We start from the raw sequence: 23610 nt of genomic DNA, 5'->3' as shown, positions 1-23610 counted from the left end.
CCATATGCAACTCATTGGCCCGTTTTCACAAATATTGCCGCTGGCAGGCCTGCCGGAGAAAGGCCCCGTTCCGGATGAGCAACTGCAGATCATGGAGAACGGCGGCGTGCTCATGCGGGGAGATGCTGTTGTTTTCGGCCGCTTTGAACAGCTCCGGAAAGAACACCCCAAAGCCGCCCTGCAAATAGTAGAAGTGCCGCAGGTGCTGATACCGGGCTTTGTAGACGCACATACCCACATCTGCTTTGCCGGCAGCCGCAGCCGTGACTATGCCATGCGCATAGCCGGCAAGTCTTACCTGGACATTGCCCGCGCCGGCGGCGGCATCTGGGACTCTGTACTAAAAACCCGCGAAGCTACGGACGCGGAGCTGGCGGAAAACACCGTAGCCCGCGCCAACCGCCATTTGCTGAACGGCGTTACCACCATAGAAGTAAAAAGCGGCTACGGCCTGGATGCGGACAGTGAATTGAAAATGCTCCGCGCCATCAGAACGGCGGCGCTGCATACCCGGGCCACCCTGGTGCCTACCTGCCTGGCCGCGCACATGCGCCCGAAAGATTTTGACGGGGATGAAAAGGCATACCTGCGCTGGATCATCCATGAACTGCTGCCGCTGGTAAAAGCAGAACAGCTGGCGGAGCGGGTAGACATTTTCATTGAAGAAACAGCGTTTTCCGCCGCGGATGCCAGAAAGTTCCTGCAGGCCGCCGGTATGAAAATTACGGTGCATGCAGACCAGTTCAGCAGCGGCGGCTCGCAGGTGGCGGTAGCAACCGGCGCGCTGTCTGCAGACCACCTGGAGGCCTCTACGGAAGAGGATATACGAAGGCTGGCGGCCTCCGGCACGGTGGCGGTGGTATTGCCCGGCGCCTCACTGGGCCTGGGCATGCATTATGCGCCCGCCCGTAAACTGCTGAACGCAGGCGCCTGCGTAGCCATTGCGAGCGACTGGAACCCCGGCTCCGCGCCTATGGGAGACCTGCTGATGCAGGCGGCCGTGATGAGCGCGGCGGAAAAACTGTCTACCGCGGAAGTACTGGCCGGCCTGACCGTCCGCGCCGCCAAAGCATTGGGCATGGCGCTGCCGGCGGGAGACCTGCAGGCTTACCCCTGTAAAGACCATCGGGATATCCTTTATTACCAGGGCAGCATGAAGCCGGTAACCGTGTGGAAGGGAGGGGAGGAAGTGGCGGATGCCTGAAGAAAGCAGCGGGCCATTGCAAGGCGTACGCGGCTGCTCGTTGCATAAGATGATTTTACACCACTGGCACGCAGGTAATGGCAACACTGATTTATACGGTGCTGCCGGTTACGCCGCCAAATCAACCGTTTTATATGACCATCATAATACCTGAAAACATGCTGGCATACTATCAACCCACGGCCGCCGGTACCTGGCAGGGCCGCATAGACGGAGAGGAGCCGGACGTGCGCCGCTGGCACCAGGTGATACAGCCGGTCAACATCAGCCACCACCCGTTGCCGGCACTGCCCGCAGGCCGCAAAGGCATTGCTTTTCTCGGTTTTGCCTGTGACGAGGGCGTACGGCGCAACAAAGGCAGAACAGGCGCAGCAGCAGGCCCGCTGGCATTGAGAAGGGCCTGCGCTTCCTTTCCCGTACATTTCGGCGCGCATGCACTGGTAGACGCTGGGGATGTGGTGTGTACGGACGGGCAGCTGGAAGCGGCGCAGGAAGTACTGTCTGCTACCGTGCAGCACATATTGCAGGCCGGCTACCTGCCGGTACTCTTCGGCGGCGGGCACGAAATAGCGTATGCCCATGAACGTGGCATCCGCCGCCACAGCGGGGCGCAGCAACCGGGCATTGTTAATTTCGATGCGCACTTTGACCTGCGGGAGCCGGATGCCGCAGGCCCCGGCTCCGGCACAGGCTTCTGGCAAATAGCGCAGGAGCGGGCGCAGGCAGGGCAGCCTTTCCATTACCTGGCGCTGGGCATTCAGCAAAACAGCAATACGCCCCGGCTCTTCCAGGCCGCTGAAACGCTGGGCGTGCAGTACCTGCCCGCATCGCTCTTCCAGCTCAAGTACCAGGAGCGCCTCATTGGCGCCATACAGGCATTTATACGGCAAAACGACAACATTTACCTGACCACCTGCCTGGATGTGTTTGCCGCGGCCTACGCCCCCGGCGTAAGCGCCCCGGCCTATAACGGGCTGATACCGGACGCGCTGTTCCTGGACTGTTTCCGTACCGTACTGCGCAGCGGCAAGCTGGCCGGTGCGGATATTGCGGAACTGAACCCCGCGTTTGACGCAGACCAGCGTACCGCCAAACTGGCCGCGTCGCTGGTGTTTGAAATTGTGATGAATTATTATTCTACTTTAGCGGTATGAAGAAGATAGGCCTGATGTCTGACACGCACGGCTACCTGCACCCGCAGGTGTTCAAATATTTTGCAGAGGTAGATGAAATATGGCATGCCGGGGATTTTGGCAGCGTAGCGCTGGCAGATGAGCTGGAAGCGTTCAAGCCGCTCCGCGCCGTATACGGCAATATAGACGGGCAGGATATCCGCATCCGTTACCCGGAGCATAACCTGTTCATCTGTGAAGGCGTGAAGGTATGGATGACGCACATCGGCGGCTACCCTCCCAAATATACGCCCGCCCTGAAACCCCACATCCGCGAAAAAAAGCCGCAGCTCTTCATCACCGGCCATTCCCACATTCTGAAAGTAATACCTGACCCCCCGCTGCAATTGCTGCACATCAACCCCGGCGCATGCGGCAAACAGGGCTGGCACAAAGTAAAAACCCTTGTACGCTTCCAACTGGACAAGGGAGAGATAAAAGCACTGGAAGTGATAGAATTACCGGATTAGTGTATATTTATAGACGCGACTGTTGCTTATGAAGTTTTTACCTGCAGTGATGCTGACCGTTTGTATGTTGCCTGCCCGTGTAGCCACGGCGCAAAAAATATTGCAGCTGCTGCAGGTGAAGAATGATTCCAGCTATATAGAAGATCATACGGCAGACCTGACGCTGCGCCTCTTCGGTTCCCGGAAGTACACCTATTACGACATGGCGGACAGAAACCTGAAAGAAAGGGTGCGCTACCGCCCCAATACGGCCAATAACGTGGGTTTTGGCGCCGCCTATAAATTCATTAACGTCAATTTTGCTTTCAACCTGCCTTTCATTAACAATGATGATGACAAGTACGGAAAAACAAAGTTCCTCGATCTGCAGGCGCATCTTTACCTGCGCAAGCTGGTAGTTGATTTCTACGGGCAGTACTACAAAGGCTATTACGAGGCCCAGCCGGAAAAGCGCATCAGCAATGCGTTTACCCGCCCTCCCGCATCTTTTAGGCCAGACATTTTTAACACAGACCTTGGGCTGCATGTGCAGTATATTTTTAACGACGAACGTTTTTCTTACCGTGCGGCCTTTATGCAGAACGAATACCAGAAAAAAAGCGCCGGATCTTTTCTGGCGGGAGGGGAGGTGTTCAGCTGGCAGCTGCGGGGAGACTCCGCGCTGATACCCGGCAGCCTCAACATGCCGGGCTTTTTGGGAGATGATCCGTTCAAGGGCACTTATACGGTAGGCTTTGCCGCCAATGCCGGTTATGCCTACACGCTGGTGCTGGCCAAATATTTTTTTGTGACCGCTTCCGTATCAGCCGGCGCGGGCCTCAACCATACCCGCCTCCGTTATAGCGACGGGCGGCCCAGCACCACCGGCTGGGGCTGGCAGGTCAACAATACGGTGCGGCTGGCGGCCGGGTATAATTCCAGCTATTACTTCATAGGTTTGCATTATACAGACATGATCACCCGCAGCAACGCACCGCTGCCGCGGGCGCACCAGGTGTTCGGCACCGGTAACCTGCGGTTCAGCATTGCGCGGCGGCTGGTATTGAAGAAGCCGCTTTTTTAAAGTGGTCATCAGCCAGGGCTTTCTCAGTGCTGTAATGCTCCCGGGGCAACTCTTTTGATGCATGACCGTCTGCCAGCGCTATTCCCATGCAATGTTCCGGCCGAAGGCCCGCGTCAAAGCGCTTCCAGCTCGCGCTCCATATTCTCCCTGGCTTTCTGTTCGTATTTTTCCCTGAACGCGGGTGTTTTATAGATATGGGGCTGGCCCAGGAAATGCTGCAGCACTTTTTTTCTCCCTTTGCGGTACATAAAATCCGGGTACAGCCAGTATTCTTTTCTTACCATTTTTGCATAGGCGCTGTATTGGGCGGGTGGCGTGCCCAGTATGTAGAGGTCAAAATCCAGCAGGTAGTCCAGGTCTGGGTCTGCCAGCGGGTTCAGGTGCCCCGCGGTAGCGGCAATGTAGCCGTATATTTTTTGCTGCCGGTCTGCGGGCAGGCTGGTGTTTTGCAAAAAACGGAGGGCTTCCTGCGCGCTTTTCTCTTCATTGTCCTTGCGGGTAACGGCGTAAATAATATCGTGGAAAAAGATGGCGTACAGCAGGCTGTCATTGTCAATGACGAGGGGGGCGTATTGCTGTTGCAGGTAGAGCAGGTCGCAAAGATGTTCGAGGTTATGGTAATGACGGCCGGCCGCGGAATATTGCCGGATGATATGGTCTATACCAGTCAGCGCTGATTCCGTGGTGCAACCGGTTTTGGAAGTAAGCTGCATCCAGTTTTCCTTGATCTCTGCTATCTGCATACTGTACAGGGTGGGTTACCCAATATTTGCAAATAACGGGCCAGCGGGAAAACAAAAGCCCCGTTCCGGGTGGAACGGGGCCTTATAAAAAGTGTTAAAGCGCTGTTATTTTTTTGCAGCGGCAAATTGTGCCCTGATCACGTTTAACGCGCCACCTGCCTTGAACCACTCAATTTGTTGTTCATTGTAAGTGTGGTTCACAGAGATGCTGTCTTTGCTGCCGTCTTTGTGGTTGAACACAACGGTGAGCGGTTTGCCGGGAACAAAATCCGTGAGGCCCAGGATGTCTATGCTGTCATCTTCCTGGATCTTTTCGTAATCGTCCTTGTCATTAAAGGTAAGGGCCAGCATGCCTTGTTTTTTCAGGTTGGTTTCGTGTATCCTGGCAAAGGATTTCACCAGTATGGCACGAACGCCGAGGTGACGGGGCTCCATGGCGGCGTGCTCGCGGCTGGAGCCTTCGCCATAGTTTTCGTCACCTACTACCACGGAGCCCAGCTTAGCGGCCTTGTAAGCACGCTGGGTGGCGGGCACCGCACCGTATTCGCCGGTGAGCTGGTTCTTAACGGTATCCGTTTTGTCGTTGAACGCGTTGATAGCGCCAATGAGCATGTTGTTGGAGATATTGTCCAGGTGGCCGCGGTATTTCAACCAGGGGCCTGCCATGGAAATGTGGTCTGTAGTACACTTGCCTTTTGCCTTGATGAGCAATTGCAGTCCTTTCAGGTCAGTACCTTCCCAGGCGGAGAACGCTTCCAGCAGTTGCAGGCGGTCTGACGTGGGAGATACAATTACCTGCACGCCGCTGCCGTCTTCAGCAGGGGCCTGGTAACCGGCGTCTTTCACGTCAAAGCCCTGGGGCGGCAGTTCAAAACCGGTAGGCTCGTCCAGCTTCACTTCCTCTCCTTTTTTGTTCTTCAGCTTGTCCGTTAGGGGGTTGAAGGTGAGGGAACCGGCAATGGCCAGCGCGGTCACAATTTCCGGGGAGGCTACAAAGGCGTGGGTAGAGGCCAGGCCGTCGTTACGCTTTGCAAAGTTGCGGTTGAAGGAGGTGATGATGGAGTTTTTACGGTTGGGATCGTCTATATGACGGGCCCATTGACCAATGCAGGGGCCGCAGGCGTTAGCCAGCACCACGCCGCCGATCTGGTCAAAAGTGTTGAGCAGGCCGTCCCTTTCAATGGTGTAACGTACCAGCTCTGAACCGGGGGTGATGGTGAACTCGGAATGTACTTCCAGGTCTTTATCGATGGCCTGCTTGGCCAGGGAGGCCGAGCGGCTGATATCTTCGTAGGAAGAGTTGGTGCAGGAACCGATGAGGGCTACTTCCAGCTTTTCGGGCCAGTTGTTTTCCTTTACGGCCTGTGCAAATTTGGAGATAGGCCATGCCAGGTCAGGGGTGAAGGGGCCGTTTACATAAGGCTCCAGCTCGTCCAGGTTGATCTCGATCACCTGGTCGTAGAACTTGGCGGGGTCTGCGTATACCGCTTCATCCGGGCGCAGGTGCTCTTTCACGCCGTCTGCCAGCTGGGCCACTTCGGTACGGCTGGTAATTTTCAGGTAGTCAGACATTTTGGTGTCATACGCAAATACGGAGCAGGTAGCGCCTATTTCCGCGCCCATGTTACAAATGGTGCCTTTACCGGTGGCGCTCAGGCTGTCCGCCCCTTCGCCAAAGTATTCCACGATGCAGCCGGTGCCGCCTTTTACGGTGAGGATACCTGCCACGCGGAGGATCACGTCTTTCGGGGAGGCCCAGCCGCTCAGTTTGCCGGTGAGCTTCACGCCGATCAGTTTCGGCATTTTCAGCTCCCAGGGGAGGCCCGCCATCACATCTACCGCGTCAGCACCGCCTACGCCAATGGCCAGCATGCCCAAACCGCCCGCGTTGGGCGTGTGGGAGTCCGTACCGATCATCAGGCCGCCGGGGAACGCGTAGTTCTCCAGCACTACCTGGTGAATAATGCCCGCGCCGGGCTTCCAGAAGCCGATGCCGTATTTATCTGAAATAGAGGCCAGAAAATCGTAAACTTCCTTGTTGGTGTCGATAGCAGTGGCCAGATCCACGGCAGCACCGGTTTTTGCCTGTATCAGGTGGTCACAGTGAACGGTGGAAGGCACCGCCACCTGGTCACGGCCGCAGGTCATGAACTGCAAAAGCGCCATCTGCGCGGTGGCGTCCTGCATGGCTACACGGTCAGGGGCAAACTCCACATAAGACTTCCCTCTTTCATAAGAAGAGGTGGTAGGTGCATAAAGGTGAGCGTAGAGGATCTTCTCGGCCAATGTAAGCGGGCGACCTAATAACTTCCGGGTTGCTTCTACTTTCCCGGGCAGCTCCGCATACAATTTTTTAATCATTTCAATATCAAACACCATGGAAATAAATAATTTAAGAGCGATTACATTAAAAATTGCACCGCGAAGTTAATCATTTTCGTAAAGTTTTTAAAGTAAGGCTCACGGTTGTTCCGGGAATTTCATTTGCTATTTTCTTTGATTTGGAATAAATTTGATATATGAAACCGGGCATGGTTTATGCCGGTTCCATCAGATCGTTGAAAAGACAAACATTGACTGATGAATAAAATCAAAGACTTTGTAGAATGGAAGGCCTTTGGTGTGTGTGCGGCCCTGGGTGAAAAATTAGGCATCGCCACCTCCAGGATCCGCCTCTTCTTTATTTATGCCACCTTTCTGACCATGGGATCGCCCCTGATCGTTTATATGATCCTCGCTTTCTGGATGAACATCAAGAGTTATATCTCAAAAGCCCGCAGAAACCCCCTGCGTTATCTTTAAAACATATATTTCTCTTTCTTAATTTCCTTCTGTCCCGGCGCTCCGCGGGGAAGCGGATAATTTATTTATACCCCCGTTAAACTTTTCCTAAAACTGCTGTTCTAATCTTGTGCGTGGGTGTGATAAGACACGTAAACCATTAAACAAACATATGATGATGACATTGAAAAACCTGGCGCTGGGCGCCCTGCTGCTGGGCGCAACCTCTTCACTGACCTCCTGCTACGAAACAGACGGCAACCCTAACGAAGGCAAGGCCAGGCTGCAGATCGCATTAACGGATGATCCCGGAGATTACCAGGAAGTGTGGATCGACGTGAAAGACATCCGCATCAACGTAACGGACGCGGACGATCAGAACTGGACCAGCCTGCCCGGCGTGCAACCGGGGATGTACAACCTGCTGGACCTGGTGAATGACAAAGACACCATTCTGGCGGATGCCGAAATACCCAGCGGCCGTATCAGCCAGCTCAGGCTGGTGCTGGGAGACAACAACTACATCATTACCAACCGGGGAGAAAAACTGATGCTGACCACACCCAGCGCGCAGCAATCAGGCCTGAAGCTGAACATTCACCAGCCCGTAATTGGCGGTATCATCAACAAGCTCACCCTTGATTTTGACGTGGCCAAATCCATTGTGGAGGCGGGCAACAGCGGCAAGTACATTCTGAAACCCGTGATCCGCGCGGTACTGGAAGCTGTAGGCGGCAACATCAAAGGTTTTGTGCTGCCTGATACCGTACAAACGGCCGTACTGGCCATCCGCGGTACGGATACCATTGCCAGCACGTACACCGCCGCCGGCGGCTACCTGCTGCGGGGTATTGAAGCGGGCACCTATTCCATGCACTACCTGCCGGTAGACACTACTTTTTTACCATTGGTGAAAGACGGGGTAACGGTTACCCTGGGCCAGGTAACTACGGTGGATACGGTAAGGCTGCAAAAAAAGTAAATAATCTGCTGCGCATACCATGAGGGACCACTAAGACACCGTTCCGGCGTTTGCCGGAACGGTTTTTTTATGTGTTGCCTAATCAAGGTGAAACAACGTCATGCCCTGATAGTGATTTTGCAATTGATGTACCATCAGGCTGCCGGGAATGTTTCGGGTCTCGTCCCGGTAATGCAGCACCGTATGCGGGTCACTGCCGTTGGGCAGTTGTACGGTAAAGGGGCCGCGCACGTACCCTTCTTCCGTTTTCCTGAATTTGAGCCTGATGAGCTGTTCCTCCGTGAGAGGAATGGGAAAAAGATCTTCCGGGGAGTACCAGATCTCCTGTTCGCCGTGCAGTACGCAGGCCTGCCGGTTTTCTGCGTCCAGCTGCACAATGTTGCCTTCGGTCAATTGTTCCTCAAATTTCGCCAGCACTATATCACCGACTTTTAATTCTGAAAAATTAATCATGGTGCTACTTAATTAGTGTAGTTGAATATAGGGAAAAAACTAATGGCAACCAATACCGGAAGGCCGGAACAGTTTAGGCCTTCACCGCTTCCCGCAACCTTACCAGCTCTTCCAGCAGGGGCTCCAGCAGGTCCAGCCGCAGCATGTTGGCGCCGTCTGACTTGGCTTTGGCCGGGTCAGGGTGGGTCTCGATGAACAGCCCGTCCGCCCCGGTGGCAATGGCCGCCTTGGCAATGGTGCCGATCATTTTGGGATTGCCCCCCGTTACGCCGCTGGTCTGGTTGGGCTGCTGCAGGGAGTGGGTGCAGTCCATCACCACGGGTACGCCGTGGCCTTTCATGATGGGGATGTTGCGGTAGTCTACCACCAGGTCCTGGTACCCGAACGTAGTGCCTCTTTCCGTGAGCAGGATGTGCTCATTGCCTGCCTGCCGGACCTTTTCCACGGCAAATTTCATGGCGTCTCCACTTACGAACTGGCCTTTTTTCACATTCACCACCTTGCCGGTGTCTGCCGCGGCCAGCAAAATATCTGTTTGCCGGCAGAGAAAGGCCGGTATCTGCAGCACGTCTACATAGGCGGCCGCCATGGCCGCTTCCGCGGCGGAATGAATATCTGACGTAACAGGCAGGTTAAAGGTCTGCCCCACCTTTTGCAGCAGGTCAAGCCCTTCCACATCGCCTATGCCGGTAAAAGAATTGATGCTGGTCCGGTTAGCCTTGCGGTAGGAGGCCTTGAACACGTAGGGAATATGCAGCCGTTTGCAGATGGCAGACACTTTTTCTGCCACGCCCATCACCAGGTCTTCCTCTTCTATGACGCAGGGGCCGGCAATCAAAAAGAAATTTTCGGGATTATATTGTTCTTTGAACAGTGATTTTAAAGTTTTCATGGCGCAAAATTAAAGTTATTTCCGGACTTGCCTCCTGATAATACCCCAACGAATCGCAACCTGTGGAGCAGCAAATTGTTATTGTATTGTCATTGTTTGGGAAGGCCATTCAGCTAATATGGCCGCTTGGCGTTAATTTGACAACAATATTAAACCTGTTATGAAGAAAGACAAGATACTGGTAATAGGCGCCTGCGGGCAAATAGGCGTGGAACTCACGCTGGCGCTGCGTAAAATGTACGGCGGCAACAACGTGGTGGCCTCGGACCTGCGGGAGGAGCATGAGCTGCTGAAAGGCACCGGCCCTTACGTATCTCTGGACGTGATGAACAAGGAAATGCTGCACGTGCTGGTGATACGCCATAACATTACCCAGGTTTATCTGCTGGCCGCCATCCTCTCCGCCACGGGGGAAAAGAACCCCCTGCTGGCCTGGCACATCAATATGCAAAGCCTGCTGAACGTGCTGGACATTGCCAAGGAAGAGGGGCTTGACAAGATCTACTGGCCCAGCTCCATTGCGGTGTTTGGCCCCAATTCTCCCAAAGAGACCACCCCGCAGCATACCATCATAGAACCAACCACTATTTATGGCATCAGCAAGTTTGCAGGGGAGCGGTGGTGCGAATATTACCATCACCGTTACGGCACAGACGTGCGCAGCCTGCGCTACCCCGGCCTTATCAGCTACAAGAGCGCCCCGGGCGGCGGTACTACGGACTATGCGGTGGAAATATACCATGAGGCGCTGGATGAAGGGCATTACAAATGTTTCCTCTCTGAAAATACGTACCTGCCCATGATGTACATGCCAGACGCCATCCGCGCTACCATTGAGCTGATGGAGGCAGACAGCGCCCGCATCACCGTACGTTCTGCGTATAACCTTTCCGGTATGAGCTTTTCCCCGAAAGAAATTGCCGGCGCCATCCAGCAACATATCCCCGCGTTCACCGTCAGCTACGAACCAGACTACCGGCAAGATATTGCCAACAGCTGGCCGCAGAGCATAGATGATGGCGAGGCCGCCAAAGACTGGGGCTGGCAACCGCAATATGACCTGCCGAAAATGACGGAAGACATGCTGAAGAACCTGAAAGAACAAAAAGGAATGCAGTAATAACGCCTGCCAGCAACATATAGCCATGAGGGTTACAACAAAATACTGAAGGTTGCAAGACACACAAGGGGTTGGCCGGAAGATACCGGTCAGCCCCGTTTTTATTGGAGGCGCCGGATGGCCGCTCTTTTTGTCAAGTCATTACATATTCCTGTTTGCGTAAATAATATTCCCGATCAGATTACCCGCCCTCCCTGCCAACGTAGAATTTTGCGGCAAAAAAATATGCGGCGAAATTGCTACAAATACCTGATGCTCGTTATCTCCCTGTTACTTTCCAGCGCTCCGCTGTTTGCCTTCCAGGAAGGCAGGGGCACCATCAGAGGCACTATTACCACTTCCGGCCATGCGCCTGCCGGGTTTGTGACCGTTGTGCTGAAGAACACAAAGAAAGTGGCCTTTACAGGAGAAGACGGCACTTTTACCATGCGGAACGTGCCCGCGGGAAATTATGAAATTGCCGTGTCTCTCGTAGGGCATGTTACCCGCTCCCGCGCCGTTACCGTAACCGCGGGCGGTACTGCAAGGGTAGACCTGCAGCTTGAAATATCAGACCAGCAATTGCAGGAAGTAGTGGTGAACGGGCGGAACAACCGGTTTGCCAATAAGGAAACAGAAGGGATAGCCCGCCTGCCCATTAAAAATATAGAGAACCCGCAGGTATATTCGGTGATCGGCAAAGACCTGATCAAGGAACAGGTTACCACGGATGTGGCGGAAGCGTTCCGCAATATTCCCGGCGTGATGACCATGAAGGCCGGCGGCGGATCGGCTGGCGCCATGTCCCGCGGCTTTTCCACTTTCGCCAATGTGCGCAATGGTCTGAATACAGGCGCCATCGGGCCGGAAGACCCCGTTAACCTGGAGCGTATAGAGGCCATTAAAGGCCCGTCTGCCACTTTATTTGGCAGCCTTAAGCCATCCTATGGCGGTGTGCTGAACTACATCACCAAAAAGCCTTTCGAGACCTTCCGCGGAGAAGTTGCCTTTACCGGCGGCAGCTGGGAGCTGAGCCGCATCACGGCAGACATCAATACGCCCCTTAATGCGGAAAAGACCGTGCTGGTGCGCACCACTGCGTCTTTCCAGGCAGAGAACTCCTTCCAGGACAGGGGCTACGCCCGCAGCTATTCCTTTGCCCCCAGTATTGTTTACAAAGCCAGTGAACGCCTCACTTTCAGCCTGGAATACGAAAGGGTAGGCCAGAAATGGAGCGCGCCGCCGCTGAGCTGGGTCATAGGCCCCAACGTAAAAGCGAAGAGCTTCGCGGAAGTGGAACTGCCACATGGGCGCAACATCATTGGCAATTCAGTGTACAACCAGAATACCATCAACAGCGTTTTTGCCCATGCGCAATACCGCATATCCGACAAATGGACGTCCAACACGCACTATGCCGTTTCCGAAGGGTACTATGACCGTTTCCAGTACATCGTGTTCAGCTGGCAGACAGACTCCACCCTGGCCCGCCAGATATCGTTCTTCATGCCGGACAAGTTCGGCAATACACAGCTGCAGCAGAATTTCAACGGAGATTTCAAGATAGGCTCCTTCCGTAACCGGATGGTGATAGGGCTTGATTATTCGCGCGATTATTCCCGCCTCAACCGCACCCCTTACGCGCAGTACAATTATGACACGGTGAACATGAGAGGCGCCATACCCACCATAGACGTTACCGCGCTGGACGCCTGGGGCGCAAAGCTGCCATGGACGGCTACCAGATCTATCCGCAATGTTTACAGCGCCTATGTGTCTGACGTGGTAGACCTCACGCCCAACCTGCTGGTAATGCTCAGCCTCCGCCTGGACCATAATGTGAATGAGGGCAACTATAACGCCAATACCGGTAAAACGAGCGGGGCGTACGAACAAACCACGCTTTCTCCCAAATTCGGCATCGTATACCAGCCGGTGAAAGATAAAGTAGCCCTATTCGCCAACTACATGAACGGCTTCCAGAACCTGCCGCCTACCGTACAAACGCCCGGCGGTACGCCGGAGCCGCTGAAGCCGCAGCGGGCCAACCAGCTGGAAGGCGGTGTGAAACTGGAACTCTTTGACGGGAAACTGAGCAGCACCCTGAGCTACTACGACATCCAGGTAGAAAATTCAACGTACCTGCGCCCTGATAACCCCGCAGTGACCATTCAGGACGGAACGCAGCGCAGCAAGGGGTTTGAGGTGGAAGTAATTGCCAACCCCCTGCCGGGCCTGAATATTGTGGCCGGCTACGGCAATAACGAGAACAGGTTTACCAAAGCAAGCCTTGCCGTGGAAGGCAAACTGGCCACCTGGGCGCCGGAACACATCGGCAACCTCTGGATCAGCTACCGGCTGGTGAACGGCCCGGCCAAAGGCCTTGGCTTTGGCGCCGGGGGCAACTACGTGGGCGATTCCTGGTTCGATACCGGCAACACCTTTACGCTGCCGGGATATACGCTGGTGAACGCCACCGTATTCTATGACCATGCCCGGTACAGCCTGAACCTGAAGCTCAATAACCTGCTGAACGAAGAATACTGGAATACCAATACCATGGCGCAGAAAACACGGAACATTGCCGCCAGCGTGGCGCTGAAATTCTAAGCTGCTGGTAATGAAGCGCTAAACAGCCATGAGGCCGTCTCCGGCAATGCGGCCAGCGGAGACGGCCTCTTTTCTTATATACATATTATTTTAATTTGGTATATTGCAGTAAATCCTATGAAAGCATGAAAACCGCCCTATGCCTGTTCATGCTGGCTGGCGTGCCTGTGATGAGCCGCGCGCAGCCGGTTGTAAAGCCAGATGGCAAGAATGCCTACCACCTTGCTCACCGCGGTGCCACCGGCAGCTGCGTGACCACCCTTGCAGAAGGCCCGGCTTTCCCGGAGCCGGCGGAAGGCATTGCCCGCGTGCTGCAGCTCAAAAACGGCAACACCCTCTTCGTATATTTTTCAGAAAAGCAGGGGTTGAACGTGCAGTTGTACAATACGGCCCGCCAGGTGCAGGATAGCACCCTGGCCGGTTACAAGGCCACCAGCCTGGACGCCGCGTTTGAATCTGGCGGAGACGCCACCCTGTTGGTGAGCGACCGCTCCACCCGGCGCCCCGTATTGATGCGCCTGCGCCTGAGCGGCCAAACCGGCCGCTTGCTGCGGCAAGACACGGTAGCGCACCTGGACAAGATCAACCTGCGCAAAAGAAAGATCACTACCAGCTCTGATTTTCTGGTGATCAAAGACCCCTATAGCGAAAACTACGCCGTATGGATGTATTATAATTCAGACGATCCGCAGAACGGCGGGTATGAAGTAGTACACTACGCCGCTGACCACCACGAGATCAGCCGCGCCCGCTTTTCCGGCAGCCGGGAAGACAGGCGTTTCCGCTATTGGGACATGGCCGTGATAGGGGATAAGATGCTATGCATCCTGGGCATGGAGCAGAACGCCCTGTTCGAAACAGGCAGCAGTGAAATGAAACTGGCTACGCTGGATAGCGGGCATATTTTTTTCCGCTTCCGGGAATTGCCCTTTCCCAAAGGCATGCCCATACAGGGCGGTTTTGTAAAACACAACCCTTACAGCCACCAGCTTATTTTGCTGCAGGCCGGCATGAATGAAGACAAGAAGACGGCCACCTGGCTCAGCACCGTACGGCTGGACAGCATGATCATGTCTGCCGCGGCGGAAATTGTACCGGAACGGGTGAACCTCAAGAGCCTGGAAATATTTGGCCCCAAGGCCGCGTATGAAGGCGTGCCGCAGAACGTGATCGTCAAAAAGGACGGCGGCTACACTATTATTTTCGAAGAGCTGAATAACCACATGCGGCTGATGAACGGTACGCCCGTAGTGGTCAGCACCATACTGGCCAACGTGGCCGTGATGGATTTTGACGCCGCAGGCAAGCCGCTGAGAAGCTGGATGATCCCGAAGAAGCAGATGAACCCCGGCGTGATCATGAAAGCATTTTACCAGAAGAACCGGGAGAACGCCATTGAAAAACTGAACTGGGCGGACCAGTACAAGTTCTTCACCTACATTCCCGGCAGCCAGCGGGATTATATTTTTATGAACGACCTGGAGGAAAATAACCACCGTATTGAAAAAGGCAAGCTCGCCATTTTGCGCGATGCCCGCGACGCACAGGGTTTTTATTACGCGTTGGAAGGGAAGGAGATCATTCCCTCCCGGGACGCGGTGTTTGATACAAAAGCCAAACAGCCCAGCCCTGTAGCGCTGTTTGCCATTGCAGACTATGACCCGGAAACAGGTACGCTGGTTACGCTGAAACGCACGGCGGAAAACCGGAAGGCGGTACAGCTGGTGTGGCTGGATCTGAACTGAACAAGGGCATCTGTGGGAGATAAAGGCGGGTGCTGCGCCAGAGAAGCAGCGGTGAACTTTATCCCTGGCGGCATGGACGCCAGCCTTACAGCAAAAGCCGGAAGCGATGTGCCTCCGGCTTTATATTCCAGTTGATAAATGTGCGGTGTTACTCCACAAAACCCACGGCCACGGTAGCGTTGCTGAACTCGTCTACCAGAATGAACGTGCCGTTGGCAGGGTTGGCGGCGTAGGTATCTGCAAATACGGGCTGCGCTGCTTTCAGCGTTATTTTGCCGATGTCGTTCAGGCCCATCTCCGTTTTTTCCTGTACCAGGTTGGTGGTTACTTCAGTTACGCTGTGCAACTGCTGTACCTTCACCTTGATGCGGTTGGCGCCATGCTGCAGCAGGTAGGTTTTACCCGCGGTGAGCTTCTGCTGGTCCATCCAGCAGATCTGCGCGGTAATTTCCTTGCGGCCTTCCGGAACGGCATCCGGCGTTACCAGCAGGTTGCCGCGGCTGATATCTATTTCATCTTCCAGCGTGATCACTACGCTTTCTCCCGCATGCGCGGAAGGCAGCTGCTGCTCAAACTTTTCAATGGTCTTGATCTTGCTGCGCTGGCCGTTGGGCAGCGATACGATCTCGGCGCCCACGTGGAAGCTGCCGCTGGCCACTTTACCGGCAAAGCCCCGGAAATCGTGGTGTTGCTCGGTTTTGGGCCGTATAACGTATTGCACCGGGAAGCGTGCGGGATGTATGCGGTCATTTTCGTCAAACGTGATCTGTTCCAGGTACTCCAGCAGGGGGCCGCCTTTGTACCAGCTGATCTTTTCCGTTTTGGTCACCACGTTTTCGCCATACAGCGAAGAAATAGGCACAAACTTCACGGTCTTATTTTCATAGAAAGAACCTTTCAGCAGTTGCTGGAAGTCTTCCACGATCTGGGAAAAGCGCGCTTCGTCATACTCCACCAGGTCCATTTTATTGATGCATACTACCAGGTGCGGAATGCGCAGCATGCAGGCAATGAAGAAGTGACGGTAGGTCTGTTCCACAATGCCTTTGCGGGCATCTATAAGAATGAGCGATACCTGCGCGGTAGAAGCGCCGGTTACCATGTTGCGGGTATATTCAAAGTGGCCCGGGGTATCCGCGATAATGTACTTGCGGTTAGGCGTTGAAAAATAGATGTGCGCCACGTCAATGGTGATGCCCTGTTCCCTTTCCGCGATCAGCCCGTCCGTCAGCAGGGAAAGGTCTGTAAAGTCAAGCCCCTTGCGTTTGCTGGCTGCCTGGAGGGCTTCCATTTTATCTTGCGTGATAGATTTGGTATCGTACAGCAGGCGCCCTATGAGGGTGCTTTTGCCATCGTCAACACTACCGGAGGTGGTTATACGTAAAACGTCCATGTTCTCTTGTTATATGCTTAAAAATACCCCGCCTGCTTGCGTTTTTCCATGGCAGCTTCGGAGCGTTTGTCGTCAATACGGGCGCCCCTCTCGGAGATCTTGGCGGCCAGTATTTCGGTGATGATGTCTTCCAGTTTATCTGCTTCGGAAAGCACTGCGGCCGTACAGGTCATATCGCCTACCGTACGGAAGCGTACTTTGGAGCGGAAGGGCACCTCTTCTTCGGTGGTGTTGAGAAACTCGGAGTAGGGCCAGTACATCCCGTCACGTTCAATGATCTCCCTTTCATGGGAGAAGTAGATGGAGGGGATGGACAGGTTTTCTTCCCGTATGTAATTCCATACGTCCAGCTCCGTCCAGTTGGAGATGGGGAACACCCTTACGTTCTCGCCGATGTTGATCTTGCCGTTTAGCATATCGAACAGTTCGGGGCGTTGTATTTTGGCGTTCCACTGGCCGAACTCGTCACGCACGGAAAATATCCTTTCCTTGGCGCGGGCCTTTTCCTCATCGCGGCGGGCGCCGCCAATGCAGGCGTCGAACTTTAGCTCTTCTATTGCATCCAGCAGGGTCACCGTCTGGAGGGCGTTGCGGCTGGCATATTTGCCGGTTTCTTCTTTTACCTTGCCCTGGTCAATGCTGTCCTGCACATTACGAACGATCAGGTCCAGGCCGAGTGATTCCACCAGCCAGTCACGGAACTGGATAGTTTCCGGGAAGTTGTGGCCGGTGTCCACATGCAGCAGGGGAAAGGGGATCTTGCCCGGGTGAAAGGCCTTCTGGGCCAGGCGTACCAGGGTAATAGAGTCTTTCCCGCCTGAAAAGAGGATAGCAGGCCGTTCAAACTGTGCGGCTGTTTCGCGGAGGATGTAGATGGCCTCATCTTCCAGCGCTCTCGGAAATTGCCATTGAATACTACTCATATAATGATGTTATACTTTGATCAACTTGCGTGCAAACCGCATTCCTTCTGGGAGCTTTCCCACCACCAGCGGCCGGCTCGGGGATGTTCTCCCGGTTCTATGGCGCGGGTACAGGGAGCGCAGCCAATGCTGATAAAACCTTTATCGTGCAGCCGGTTGTACGGCACGTTGTTTTTCTGCAGGTATGCGGTCATTTCTTCAAACGTCCAATGGATGAGGGGGTTGTACTTGTAAAGCTGGCGGGCTTCATCCCATTCCAGTGCCGGCATGCTGTGGCGGTTCTCGCTCTGTTCGGCCCGCAGCCCGGTTATCCAGACCTTGGTGCCTTGCAGCGCCCTGTTGAGGGGTACCACTTTCCTGATATGACAGCACTCCTTTCGGTTTTCGACAGACTCATAAAAACTGTTCATGCCCTTTTCTTTCACCAGTGCCTCCACAGCGGCCGTTTCCGGGAAGTAGATCTCGAAAGGCTGTTTGTAGCGGGCCCGGGTAAGGTCCATAAGGTCATACGTTTCCTGGAAGAGCCGGCCGGTATCAAGCGTAAATACGCGAACAGGTAACTGGTTGCGCCAGATGATGTCTGCCAGCACCTGGTCTTCCTGGCCAAAAGAAGTGGAAAAGGCTACTGCACCCGGAAATTCTTCCGTTAGTATGCGTATTCCCGTGGCTATATCCGTTTGCTGGGCAATGAGCCCTGTTAAATCTTTCATGTAATGCTTCCTCTACCGGATAACAAAAATACATAAATCCTATAAAAAAGATAGACTAAAATATGCGGCGGGGAAAAAAAGTGGGAAATGAGGGGATGGGGGTGTTTTTGGGGATGGCTGGTGAGGGGGGCGGTCATATGCCGGATGCGCATCTCCTGGTACGGATATCTGTAGGCTTTGCCTGGGTGAAAAGGGGTGGTCATTTGCCTGATGCGCATCTCCTGGTACGGATATCTGTAGGCTTTGCCCGGGTGAAAAGGGGTGGTCATTTGCCGGATGCGCATCTCCTGATAGACCGGAAAGGGTGCTCCCTTTGCCTGATATGGATATACCTATGGTTACCCTAAGGTTATCTTAGGGTCATGCTAGGGTTTATAATACTAAAAATGCTAAGATAACCCTAAGAAAACCCTAGGATAACCCTAGGATGATAGATCAACCAAAACTATAAGACCGGCCGCTCATTTTTGGAAAGGGTGGCTTTCGAAGGGCCGTAATATGCTGTGAATTAGATGGTTGCGAAATGGTGGCCGCTGAGGGGACGGGGGCCTGGAGGTGTAAAGTGTTGGTTACGGTGTGGATGCGGGCCATTTTGCAGCAAAAAGCCCCGGAATATCCGGGGCTTTTGCCAACTTTCCTGGGGAACGAAAAAAATCTTTAAACCTGAAAAACACTAACATTTCCCGGAATGCTATTGGTCAACCATTTCTTTAGATTATTAAACCCCACCTTGCGGGTGAAGGCACGGGCCTTTTTTTCGCGGGGCGGGAACCATCACCTTCCGGTAATTGTCTGAACCAAAAGTACTGCAGCCGTAAGGCGGGTGCAATACCTACAACTGAGTATTTTTGAAGGAAATATGATGGCGGGCGCTAAAGAGCCCGCGTTGGCAGACCGTGTTAACGAAAAGGGGCATCACTGCCATAAAAAAGGGAAAGACCACCGGCCTTTCCCTGCTTATAACCCATATAAAATAACGTTAATCCCTGGTCAGGATGTCTTTTAACGACTTGTTTTCCAGTAATTTAAGCGTGGCGTCCCTCACTTTGCTCATCACTTCGTGCAACCCGCAAACCGCCTCGTTCTTGCAGTTCTCACAGCGTTCATAATAGTTGAGGCTTACGCAGGGGAGCAGGGCAATAGGCCCGTCCAGCAGCCTGATGATGCGCGCCATGGGTATTTCCTTGGGGGGGCGCATCAGGTAGTAACCGCCGCCTTTACCTTTTTTGCTGCCTAAAATACCCGCATTTTTCAACTCCAGCAGAATGTTTTCCAGGAATTTGATGGAAATGTTCTTTTCAGCCGCTATCTCCGAAATGAGGATAGGGCCTTTATCAACGTTCTCTGCCAGGTATATTAATGCGTGAAACGCGTACTGTGTTTTTTTAGATAGCATATTTGGTTATAGATCTTCTGTAATTGCACTCTCAAAATACAAATATAACAAAAAACCGGCTGCTTTAAGGGCTGGCTACAGGCTGAGCACGTCTTTCATGCTGAAAATGCCCTTTTTGCCCTTCAGCCACTCCGCGGCGGTTACAGCGCCGGCGGCAAAGCCTTCTCGGGAGTGGGCGGTATGGGTAATGGTAATGCTGTCTATAGGCGAGTCGTATTGAATAATATGGGTGCCGGGGGCGGGGTCTGTTCTTTCAGACACAATGCCCAGCAGGGCGGGGTCTTGCGTGGTTTCGTTCACCCAGCCGGTTTTGGCGGGCAGTTTTTCCAGTATCTGCTCGGCCAGGGTGATGGCGGTACCGCTGGGGGCGTCTTTTTTCTGCGTGTGGTGTACTTCCACCATGCTGGCATTGTATGCGCCCTGGGGAGCCATCAGTTCCGCCAGCCGGCGGTTCAGCTCAAAAAAGATGTTCACGCCCACGCTGAAGTTGCTGGCGTAAAGGAAGGCCTGGTGCTGTTCCAGGCATTGGGCCTTTACAGCGGGCAGCTGCTCCAGCCAGCCGGTAGTACCGCATACTACGGGCACGTTGGCGGCAAAACATTTCAGAATGTTATGGTAGGCGGTTTCAGGCGTGGTGAACTCAATGGCCACGTCTGCCTGCTGCAGGTGTTCCTTTTCAAGCAGGTGCGGGCTGTTGATGTCTATCCTGAGTACAATTTCGTGGCCGCGGTGCTGGGCAATCGCTTCAATGGTTTTGCCCATTTTACCGTATCCTATTAATGCTATCTTCATAATATCTGTGTGTCTGAATTTATCTGAAAGCCAATCCCGGCTTTGCCTTACGGGGCCCCAGGGAGAGGCGCAGGCCAATGCCGGGGGTGCGGTTGTTCAGCAGGGTGGGTGAAATGCGGATGCTCAGGTCATCACTGATGTCAAACTGCCGGAGGTGCGCAAATACAGTGGCATCCACAATATTGAGGGCATACGCGGCCACAAATACCAGCACGGAATAGTCCACGTACTGCCGGTAAGCGTCGCGCAGGTATGTCAGGTCGGAATTGGTATAGTTCGGGTACTTGTCTTCGTAGGCCGGGTTGTTCTGGTTGGCTCTCCGCATGCGGTAGGCATCCCGAAATTCCTTGTACTTGTCCATGTTCCAGATGAACACCCCGGTGCTCACGCCGAGCGCGGCGTATACCAACGGCACTTTCCAGTACTCGCGGTTGTATATCTGCCCCAGCCCCGGCAGTACGGCGGAGTAAAACGCGGCCTTTCGCGGGCTGTGCAGTGCTTTGTAATCAACGGGGAGGCTGTCTATCACGGTAGGGTCCACTATCACGGTGTCTCGCTGAACGGGCATTGCATGGCGGCGCGCAAGGGAATCCCTGATCATGCGGTTGCCCGTTGTGTCCTGTGCATGGCTCGTAATAGCGGGTAAGAATAACAGGCACAACAGGGTATATACAAGCACGTACCCTGTTTTATTTTTCACCGTATAATGATAATTTTTCCAGGATGCTGTCCAGTTCTTCGTCTGAATAAAACTCTATGCTGATGCTTCCTTTTCCGTTCTTGCTTCTTTCCAGGTTGACCCTGGTGGAAAAATGAGAGGCCAGGTTGTCCTGGATCTTCTGATAGGCCGGCGGCAGGGTGTTCTTGGCGGGCTTTTTTACGTTCCCCTTGTCTATATGGTTCACTTTCCGCACCAGCTCTTCCGTCTGGCGTACAGAAAGCCCGTTTTTCATGATCTCGCCAAAAATGTAGAGCTGTTTTTCCACGTTTTCCACACCAATGAGGGTGCGGGCGTGGCCCATGCTCAGCTTGGCGTTGCGAACGGCCACCTGGATGTCTGGCGGCAGTTTCAGCAGGCGTATGTAGTTGGTAACGGTGCTGCGTTCTTTGCCCATGCGGTCTGCCACCTGTTCCTGCGTGAGAGATACTTCTTCCATCAGGCGTTTGTAGCTGAGGGCTATCTCTATGGCGTTCAGGTTTTCGCGCTGCAGGTTTTCGAGCAGGGCCAGTTCCAGCAGTTCCTGGTCGTTAGCCAGGCGCACGTAAGCGGGAATGTCTTTCAACCCGGCCATTTTGCTGGCGCGGAAACGGCGTTCCCCGGCTATCAGCTGGTACTTTTTGCCCAGCTTGGCCACGGTAATGGGCTGAATGATATCGTGCAGCTTGATGGACTGGCTCAGCTCCTGCAATGCCTGTTCATCAAAGTCCCTGCGCGGCTGTTTCGGATTGACCGCTATCAGGTCCAAAGGAATGCGCTCTATGCCGGTAGCCTGCGCTACCACCTGCTCGGCCAGTGCGCCGGAGGTTTGCTTCAGGTCTGTGTCTATGTTTTGCAGCAGCGAGCGGATGCCTTTCCCCAACGCCTCTTTCTTACTCGGATTGGTCATCGTTAATAGCTAGGATTTTATCTTCTGTTTTGATCTTTGTAAAGTTATGTTTTTGAAGGATTTCCTTCGCCAGGTTCAGGTAGTTGATGGCGCCGGTGCTCATGGCATCGTACATGATCACTGACTTGCCGAAGCTGGGCGCCTCACCCAGTTTGGTGTTGCGGTGAATAATAGTGTTGAACACGCTTTCCTCAAAGTGCTGTTTCACTTCGTCCACCACCTGGTTGCTCAGGCGCAGGCGGCCGTCATACATGGTCATGAGGATGCCTTCTATTTCCAGGTCTGTATTTAACCGGCTTTGTACGATCTTGATGGTATTGAGCAGTTTACCGAGGCCTTCCAGCGCAAAGAACTCGCACTGTACGGGAATGATCACGGAATGGGAGGCCACCAGGGCGTTCACTGTGATCAGGCCCAGGGAAGGGGAGCAGTCTACAATAACAAAATCATAGTCTCCCGCAACAGCATCTATCACATTTTTCATCACCCTTTCCCGGTTGGGATGGTTGATAAGCTCCAGTTCCGCGCCTACCAGGTCTATGTGGGAGGGCAATACTTTCAGGTTGGGGGTGTCTGACTCCAGCAGCACGTCTCGCGCCTGCACGTCGTTCACCATACAGTCATACAGGCTCTGCTGGATGTTGCGGAGGTCAAAGCCCAGCCCGGTGGTACTGTTGGCCTGAGGATCGGCATCTACCAGCAGTGTTTTGTACTCCAGTACCGCCAGGCTGCTGGCCAGGTTAATAGCGCTGGTGGTTTTCCCCACGCCCCCTTTCTGATTGGCGATTGCAATGATTCTTGCCATTTTTTCTGTCTTAAATTCTAAGGTTGAATAGGATAATAGGACCTGCTAGATGTTAATTGTTTCACCGATAGCCGGCAGCAGCAGGGAAAGGCCCGCTGCCTCAAACTTCCGGGTGGCATCTGCTTTATTTATCTTGATATAGCCGAATGTGTCGTAATGTACGCCTACAATGCGGCCGCATTCTATAAATTCTGCTGCAATAATGGCATCTTCTACGCCCATGGTGAAGTTATCACCTATGGGCAACACGGCAAAGTCCAGTTTGGCCCAGCGGGGTATCAGCTCCATGTCAAAGGTGAGCGCCGTATCCCCGGCAAAGTAAAAAGTACCTTCGTCTGTAGTGAAAATGAAACCCAGCGGGTTGCCGCCGTAGCTGCCGTCAGGCAGGCCGCTGGAGTGATGGGCTACCACGCACTTCACCGTGCCGAAGTCAAACGCCCATTGTCCCCCGGTGTTCATGGGGTGGATCTGCTCATGCCCCTGCTTGCGTACCCATTCTACCAGCTCAAAAGCGCCTACCACCGTGGCGCCCGTTCTCTTTGCCAGCGCCATCAGGTCACCCACGTGGTCGCTATGGCCGTGTGAAACAAAAATATAATCCGCCGCAATGCGATCTACATCTATTGAACGGGCCAGCTCGTTATGGGTTATAAACGGATCAAAAACTATTTTCTTGCCTTTTACCTCTACAGCAAAGCTGGAATGGCCGTAATAGGTGAATTTCATATCGCAATAATATATTATAATAACTGAATCGGACAAAAATACAA

22 protein-coding genes are annotated in these 23610 nt (G+C 53.8%); 9 read left to right on the top strand and 13 right to left on the bottom strand.

What is annotated here, in order from left to right; translation table 11 throughout:
- Window positions 1–4 precede the first annotated feature (4 nt).
- The 4 genes from hutI to D3A97_RS01140 all read left to right on the top strand — a co-directional run bounded on the left by hutI (window position 5) and on the right by D3A97_RS01140 (window position 3909).
- The gene (hutI, locus tag D3A97_RS01155; RefSeq protein ID WP_119075832.1) at window positions 5–1204 is read left to right on the top strand and encodes an imidazolonepropionase; all 1200 of its coding nucleotides are present in this window, start codon (window positions 5–7) and stop codon (window positions 1202–1204) included.
- Between the two features lie 134 nt (window positions 1205–1338).
- Window positions 1339–2358, top strand: a complete 1020-nt coding sequence (gene hutG, locus D3A97_RS01150; RefSeq protein ID WP_198673814.1) for a formimidoylglutamase — start codon at window positions 1339–1341, stop codon at window positions 2356–2358.
- Window positions 2355–2846 carry a metallophosphoesterase family protein gene (locus D3A97_RS01145; RefSeq protein ID WP_119075829.1) on the top strand — a complete coding sequence of 164 codons (492 nt, stop codon included), beginning with the start codon at window positions 2355–2357 and terminating at the stop codon, window positions 2844–2846. Before hutG ends, D3A97_RS01145 begins: the two co-directional genes overlap by 4 nt.
- A gap of 28 nt (window positions 2847–2874) precedes the next feature.
- Window positions 2875–3909, top strand: a complete 1035-nt coding sequence (locus D3A97_RS01140) for a DUF4421 domain-containing protein (protein ID WP_119075826.1) — start codon at window positions 2875–2877, stop codon at window positions 3907–3909.
- Window positions 3910–4022: 113 nt separating this feature from the next.
- Here D3A97_RS01140 and D3A97_RS01135 read toward each other — a convergent pair whose 3' ends face one another.
- Together D3A97_RS01135 and D3A97_RS01130 are read right to left on the bottom strand one after the other, a co-directional pair.
- Complete coding sequence (locus D3A97_RS01135; RefSeq protein ID WP_119075823.1) at window positions 4023–4652, bottom strand: HD domain-containing protein; 630 nt, start codon at window positions 4650–4652, stop codon at window positions 4023–4025.
- Between the two features lie 105 nt (window positions 4653–4757).
- Window positions 4758–7031, bottom strand: coding sequence for an aconitate hydratase (locus tag D3A97_RS01130; RefSeq protein WP_119075820.1), 2274 nt, complete (start codon window positions 7029–7031; stop codon window positions 4758–4760).
- Between the two features lie 201 nt (window positions 7032–7232).
- Here D3A97_RS01130 and D3A97_RS01125 point away from each other — a divergent pair, with 201 nt between their 5' ends.
- On the top strand, window positions 7233–7454 hold the full coding sequence (locus tag D3A97_RS01125) for a PspC domain-containing protein (protein ID WP_119075817.1): 222 nt from the start codon (window positions 7233–7235) through the stop codon (window positions 7452–7454).
- 151 nt (window positions 7455–7605) lie between these two features.
- Entirely contained in the window at window positions 7606–8415 is an 810-nt protein-coding gene (locus D3A97_RS01120) for a DUF4382 domain-containing protein (RefSeq protein ID WP_232825811.1), read from the top strand.
- 78 nt (window positions 8416–8493) lie between these two features.
- Here D3A97_RS01120 and D3A97_RS01115 read toward each other — a convergent pair whose 3' ends face one another.
- Both D3A97_RS01115 and kdsA read right to left on the bottom strand, forming a co-directional pair.
- A complete protein-coding gene (locus D3A97_RS01115; RefSeq protein ID WP_157986297.1) occupies window positions 8494–8832 on the bottom strand; it encodes a hypothetical protein in 339 nt (112 codons plus the stop codon).
- Between the two features lie 109 nt (window positions 8833–8941).
- Complete coding sequence (kdsA, locus tag D3A97_RS01110) at window positions 8942–9760, bottom strand: 3-deoxy-8-phosphooctulonate synthase (RefSeq protein WP_119075812.1); 819 nt, start codon at window positions 9758–9760, stop codon at window positions 8942–8944.
- 160 nt (window positions 9761–9920) lie between these two features.
- On the opposite strand from kdsA, the gene D3A97_RS01105 reads away from it, so the two are divergent.
- From D3A97_RS01105 to D3A97_RS01095, 3 genes are all read left to right on the top strand, one after another.
- Window positions 9921–10880 (top strand): NAD-dependent epimerase/dehydratase family protein, encoded by a 960-nt coding sequence (locus D3A97_RS01105; RefSeq protein WP_119075810.1) that lies wholly within the window; start codon window positions 9921–9923, stop codon window positions 10878–10880.
- A 225-nt stretch (window positions 10881–11105) separates the two neighbouring features.
- Window positions 11106–13469, top strand: a complete 2364-nt coding sequence (locus D3A97_RS01100; RefSeq protein WP_198673813.1) for a TonB-dependent receptor — start codon at window positions 11106–11108, stop codon at window positions 13467–13469.
- Window positions 13470–13594: 125 nt separating this feature from the next.
- Window positions 13595–15214 (top strand): hypothetical protein, encoded by a 1620-nt coding sequence (locus D3A97_RS01095; RefSeq protein ID WP_119075804.1) that lies wholly within the window; start codon window positions 13595–13597, stop codon window positions 15212–15214.
- Between the two features lie 148 nt (window positions 15215–15362).
- On the opposite strand, the gene D3A97_RS01090 is transcribed toward D3A97_RS01095, so the two are convergent.
- The 9 genes from D3A97_RS01090 to D3A97_RS01045 all read right to left on the bottom strand — a co-directional run bounded on the left by D3A97_RS01090 (window position 15363) and on the right by D3A97_RS01045 (window position 23566).
- Window positions 15363–16607 (bottom strand): sulfate adenylyltransferase subunit 1, encoded by a 1245-nt coding sequence (locus tag D3A97_RS01090; RefSeq protein ID WP_119075802.1) that lies wholly within the window; start codon window positions 16605–16607, stop codon window positions 15363–15365.
- A 17-nt stretch (window positions 16608–16624) separates the two neighbouring features.
- A complete protein-coding gene (gene cysD / locus D3A97_RS01085; RefSeq protein ID WP_119075799.1) occupies window positions 16625–17530 on the bottom strand; it encodes a sulfate adenylyltransferase subunit CysD in 906 nt (301 codons plus the stop codon).
- Between the two features lie 20 nt (window positions 17531–17550).
- Window positions 17551–18240, bottom strand: a complete 690-nt coding sequence (locus D3A97_RS01080) for a phosphoadenylyl-sulfate reductase (RefSeq protein WP_119075796.1) — start codon at window positions 18238–18240, stop codon at window positions 17551–17553.
- Window positions 18241–19219: 979 nt separating this feature from the next.
- The gene (locus D3A97_RS01070) at window positions 19220–19636 is read right to left on the bottom strand and encodes an RrF2 family transcriptional regulator (RefSeq protein ID WP_119075790.1); all 417 of its coding nucleotides are present in this window, start codon (window positions 19634–19636) and stop codon (window positions 19220–19222) included.
- A 75-nt stretch (window positions 19637–19711) separates the two neighbouring features.
- Window positions 19712–20428, bottom strand: a complete 717-nt coding sequence (dapB, locus tag D3A97_RS01065) for a 4-hydroxy-tetrahydrodipicolinate reductase (RefSeq protein ID WP_119075788.1) — start codon at window positions 20426–20428, stop codon at window positions 19712–19714.
- Between the two features lie 19 nt (window positions 20429–20447).
- A complete protein-coding gene (locus D3A97_RS01060; RefSeq protein WP_157986296.1) occupies window positions 20448–21107 on the bottom strand; it encodes a DUF5683 domain-containing protein in 660 nt (219 codons plus the stop codon).
- Window positions 21108–21117: 10 nt separating this feature from the next.
- The gene (locus D3A97_RS01055) at window positions 21118–22035 is read right to left on the bottom strand and encodes a ParB/RepB/Spo0J family partition protein (protein ID WP_119075783.1); all 918 of its coding nucleotides are present in this window, start codon (window positions 22033–22035) and stop codon (window positions 21118–21120) included.
- Window positions 22019–22840 carry a ParA family protein gene (locus D3A97_RS01050; protein ID WP_119075781.1) on the bottom strand — a complete coding sequence of 274 codons (822 nt, stop codon included), beginning with the start codon at window positions 22838–22840 and terminating at the stop codon, window positions 22019–22021. Before D3A97_RS01050 ends, D3A97_RS01055 begins: the two co-directional genes overlap by 17 nt.
- A gap of 45 nt (window positions 22841–22885) precedes the next feature.
- A complete protein-coding gene (locus tag D3A97_RS01045) occupies window positions 22886–23566 on the bottom strand; it encodes a metal-dependent hydrolase (RefSeq protein WP_119075778.1) in 681 nt (226 codons plus the stop codon).
- Between the last annotated feature and the right edge of the window lie 44 nt (window positions 23567–23610).

It is taken from the genome of Chitinophaga alhagiae, from assembly GCF_003568665.1.
Lineage (GTDB): Bacteria > Bacteroidota > Bacteroidia > Chitinophagales > Chitinophagaceae > Chitinophaga > Chitinophaga alhagiae.
This window is presented reverse-complemented; position numbering and strand designations above follow the sequence as displayed.

Excerpts from the sequence above, each read along its gene's own strand:
- hutI (WP_119075832.1), top strand. The coding sequence starts at position 5 with ATGCAACTCATTGGCCCGTTTTCACAAATATTGCCGCTGGCAGGCCTG.
- hutG (WP_198673814.1), top strand. The coding sequence starts at position 1,339 with ATGACCATCATAATACCTGAAAACATGCTGGCATACTATCAACCCACG.
- D3A97_RS01145 (WP_119075829.1), top strand. The coding sequence starts at position 2,355 with ATGAAGAAGATAGGCCTGATGTCTGACACGCACGGCTACCTGCACCCG.
- D3A97_RS01140 (WP_119075826.1), top strand. The coding sequence starts at position 2,875 with ATGAAGTTTTTACCTGCAGTGATGCTGACCGTTTGTATGTTGCCTGCC.
- D3A97_RS01135 (WP_119075823.1), bottom strand. The coding sequence starts at position 4,652 with ATGCAGATAGCAGAGATCAAGGAAAACTGGATGCAGCTTACTTCCAAA.
- D3A97_RS01130 (WP_119075820.1), bottom strand. The coding sequence starts at position 7,031 with ATGGTGTTTGATATTGAAATGATTAAAAAATTGTATGCGGAGCTGCCC.
- D3A97_RS01125 (WP_119075817.1), top strand. The coding sequence starts at position 7,233 with ATGAATAAAATCAAAGACTTTGTAGAATGGAAGGCCTTTGGTGTGTGT.
- D3A97_RS01120 (WP_232825811.1), top strand. The coding sequence starts at position 7,606 with ATGATGATGACATTGAAAAACCTGGCGCTGGGCGCCCTGCTGCTGGGC.
- kdsA (WP_119075812.1), bottom strand. The coding sequence starts at position 9,760 with ATGAAAACTTTAAAATCACTGTTCAAAGAACAATATAATCCCGAAAAT.
- D3A97_RS01105 (WP_119075810.1), top strand. The coding sequence starts at position 9,921 with ATGAAGAAAGACAAGATACTGGTAATAGGCGCCTGCGGGCAAATAGGC.
- D3A97_RS01100 (WP_198673813.1), top strand. The coding sequence starts at position 11,106 with ATGCGGCGAAATTGCTACAAATACCTGATGCTCGTTATCTCCCTGTTA.
- D3A97_RS01095 (WP_119075804.1), top strand. The coding sequence starts at position 13,595 with ATGAAAACCGCCCTATGCCTGTTCATGCTGGCTGGCGTGCCTGTGATG.
- D3A97_RS01090 (WP_119075802.1), bottom strand. The coding sequence starts at position 16,607 with ATGGACGTTTTACGTATAACCACCTCCGGTAGTGTTGACGATGGCAAA.
- cysD (WP_119075799.1), bottom strand. The coding sequence starts at position 17,530 with ATGAGTAGTATTCAATGGCAATTTCCGAGAGCGCTGGAAGATGAGGCC.
- D3A97_RS01080 (WP_119075796.1), bottom strand. The coding sequence starts at position 18,240 with ATGAAAGATTTAACAGGGCTCATTGCCCAGCAAACGGATATAGCCACG.
- D3A97_RS01070 (WP_119075790.1), bottom strand. The coding sequence starts at position 19,636 with ATGCTATCTAAAAAAACACAGTACGCGTTTCACGCATTAATATACCTG.
- dapB (WP_119075788.1), bottom strand. The coding sequence starts at position 20,428 with ATGAAGATAGCATTAATAGGATACGGTAAAATGGGCAAAACCATTGAA.
- D3A97_RS01055 (WP_119075783.1), bottom strand. The coding sequence starts at position 22,035 with ATGACCAATCCGAGTAAGAAAGAGGCGTTGGGGAAAGGCATCCGCTCG.
- D3A97_RS01050 (WP_119075781.1), bottom strand. The coding sequence starts at position 22,840 with ATGGCAAGAATCATTGCAATCGCCAATCAGAAAGGGGGCGTGGGGAAA.
- D3A97_RS01045 (WP_119075778.1), bottom strand. The coding sequence starts at position 23,566 with ATGAAATTCACCTATTACGGCCATTCCAGCTTTGCTGTAGAGGTAAAA.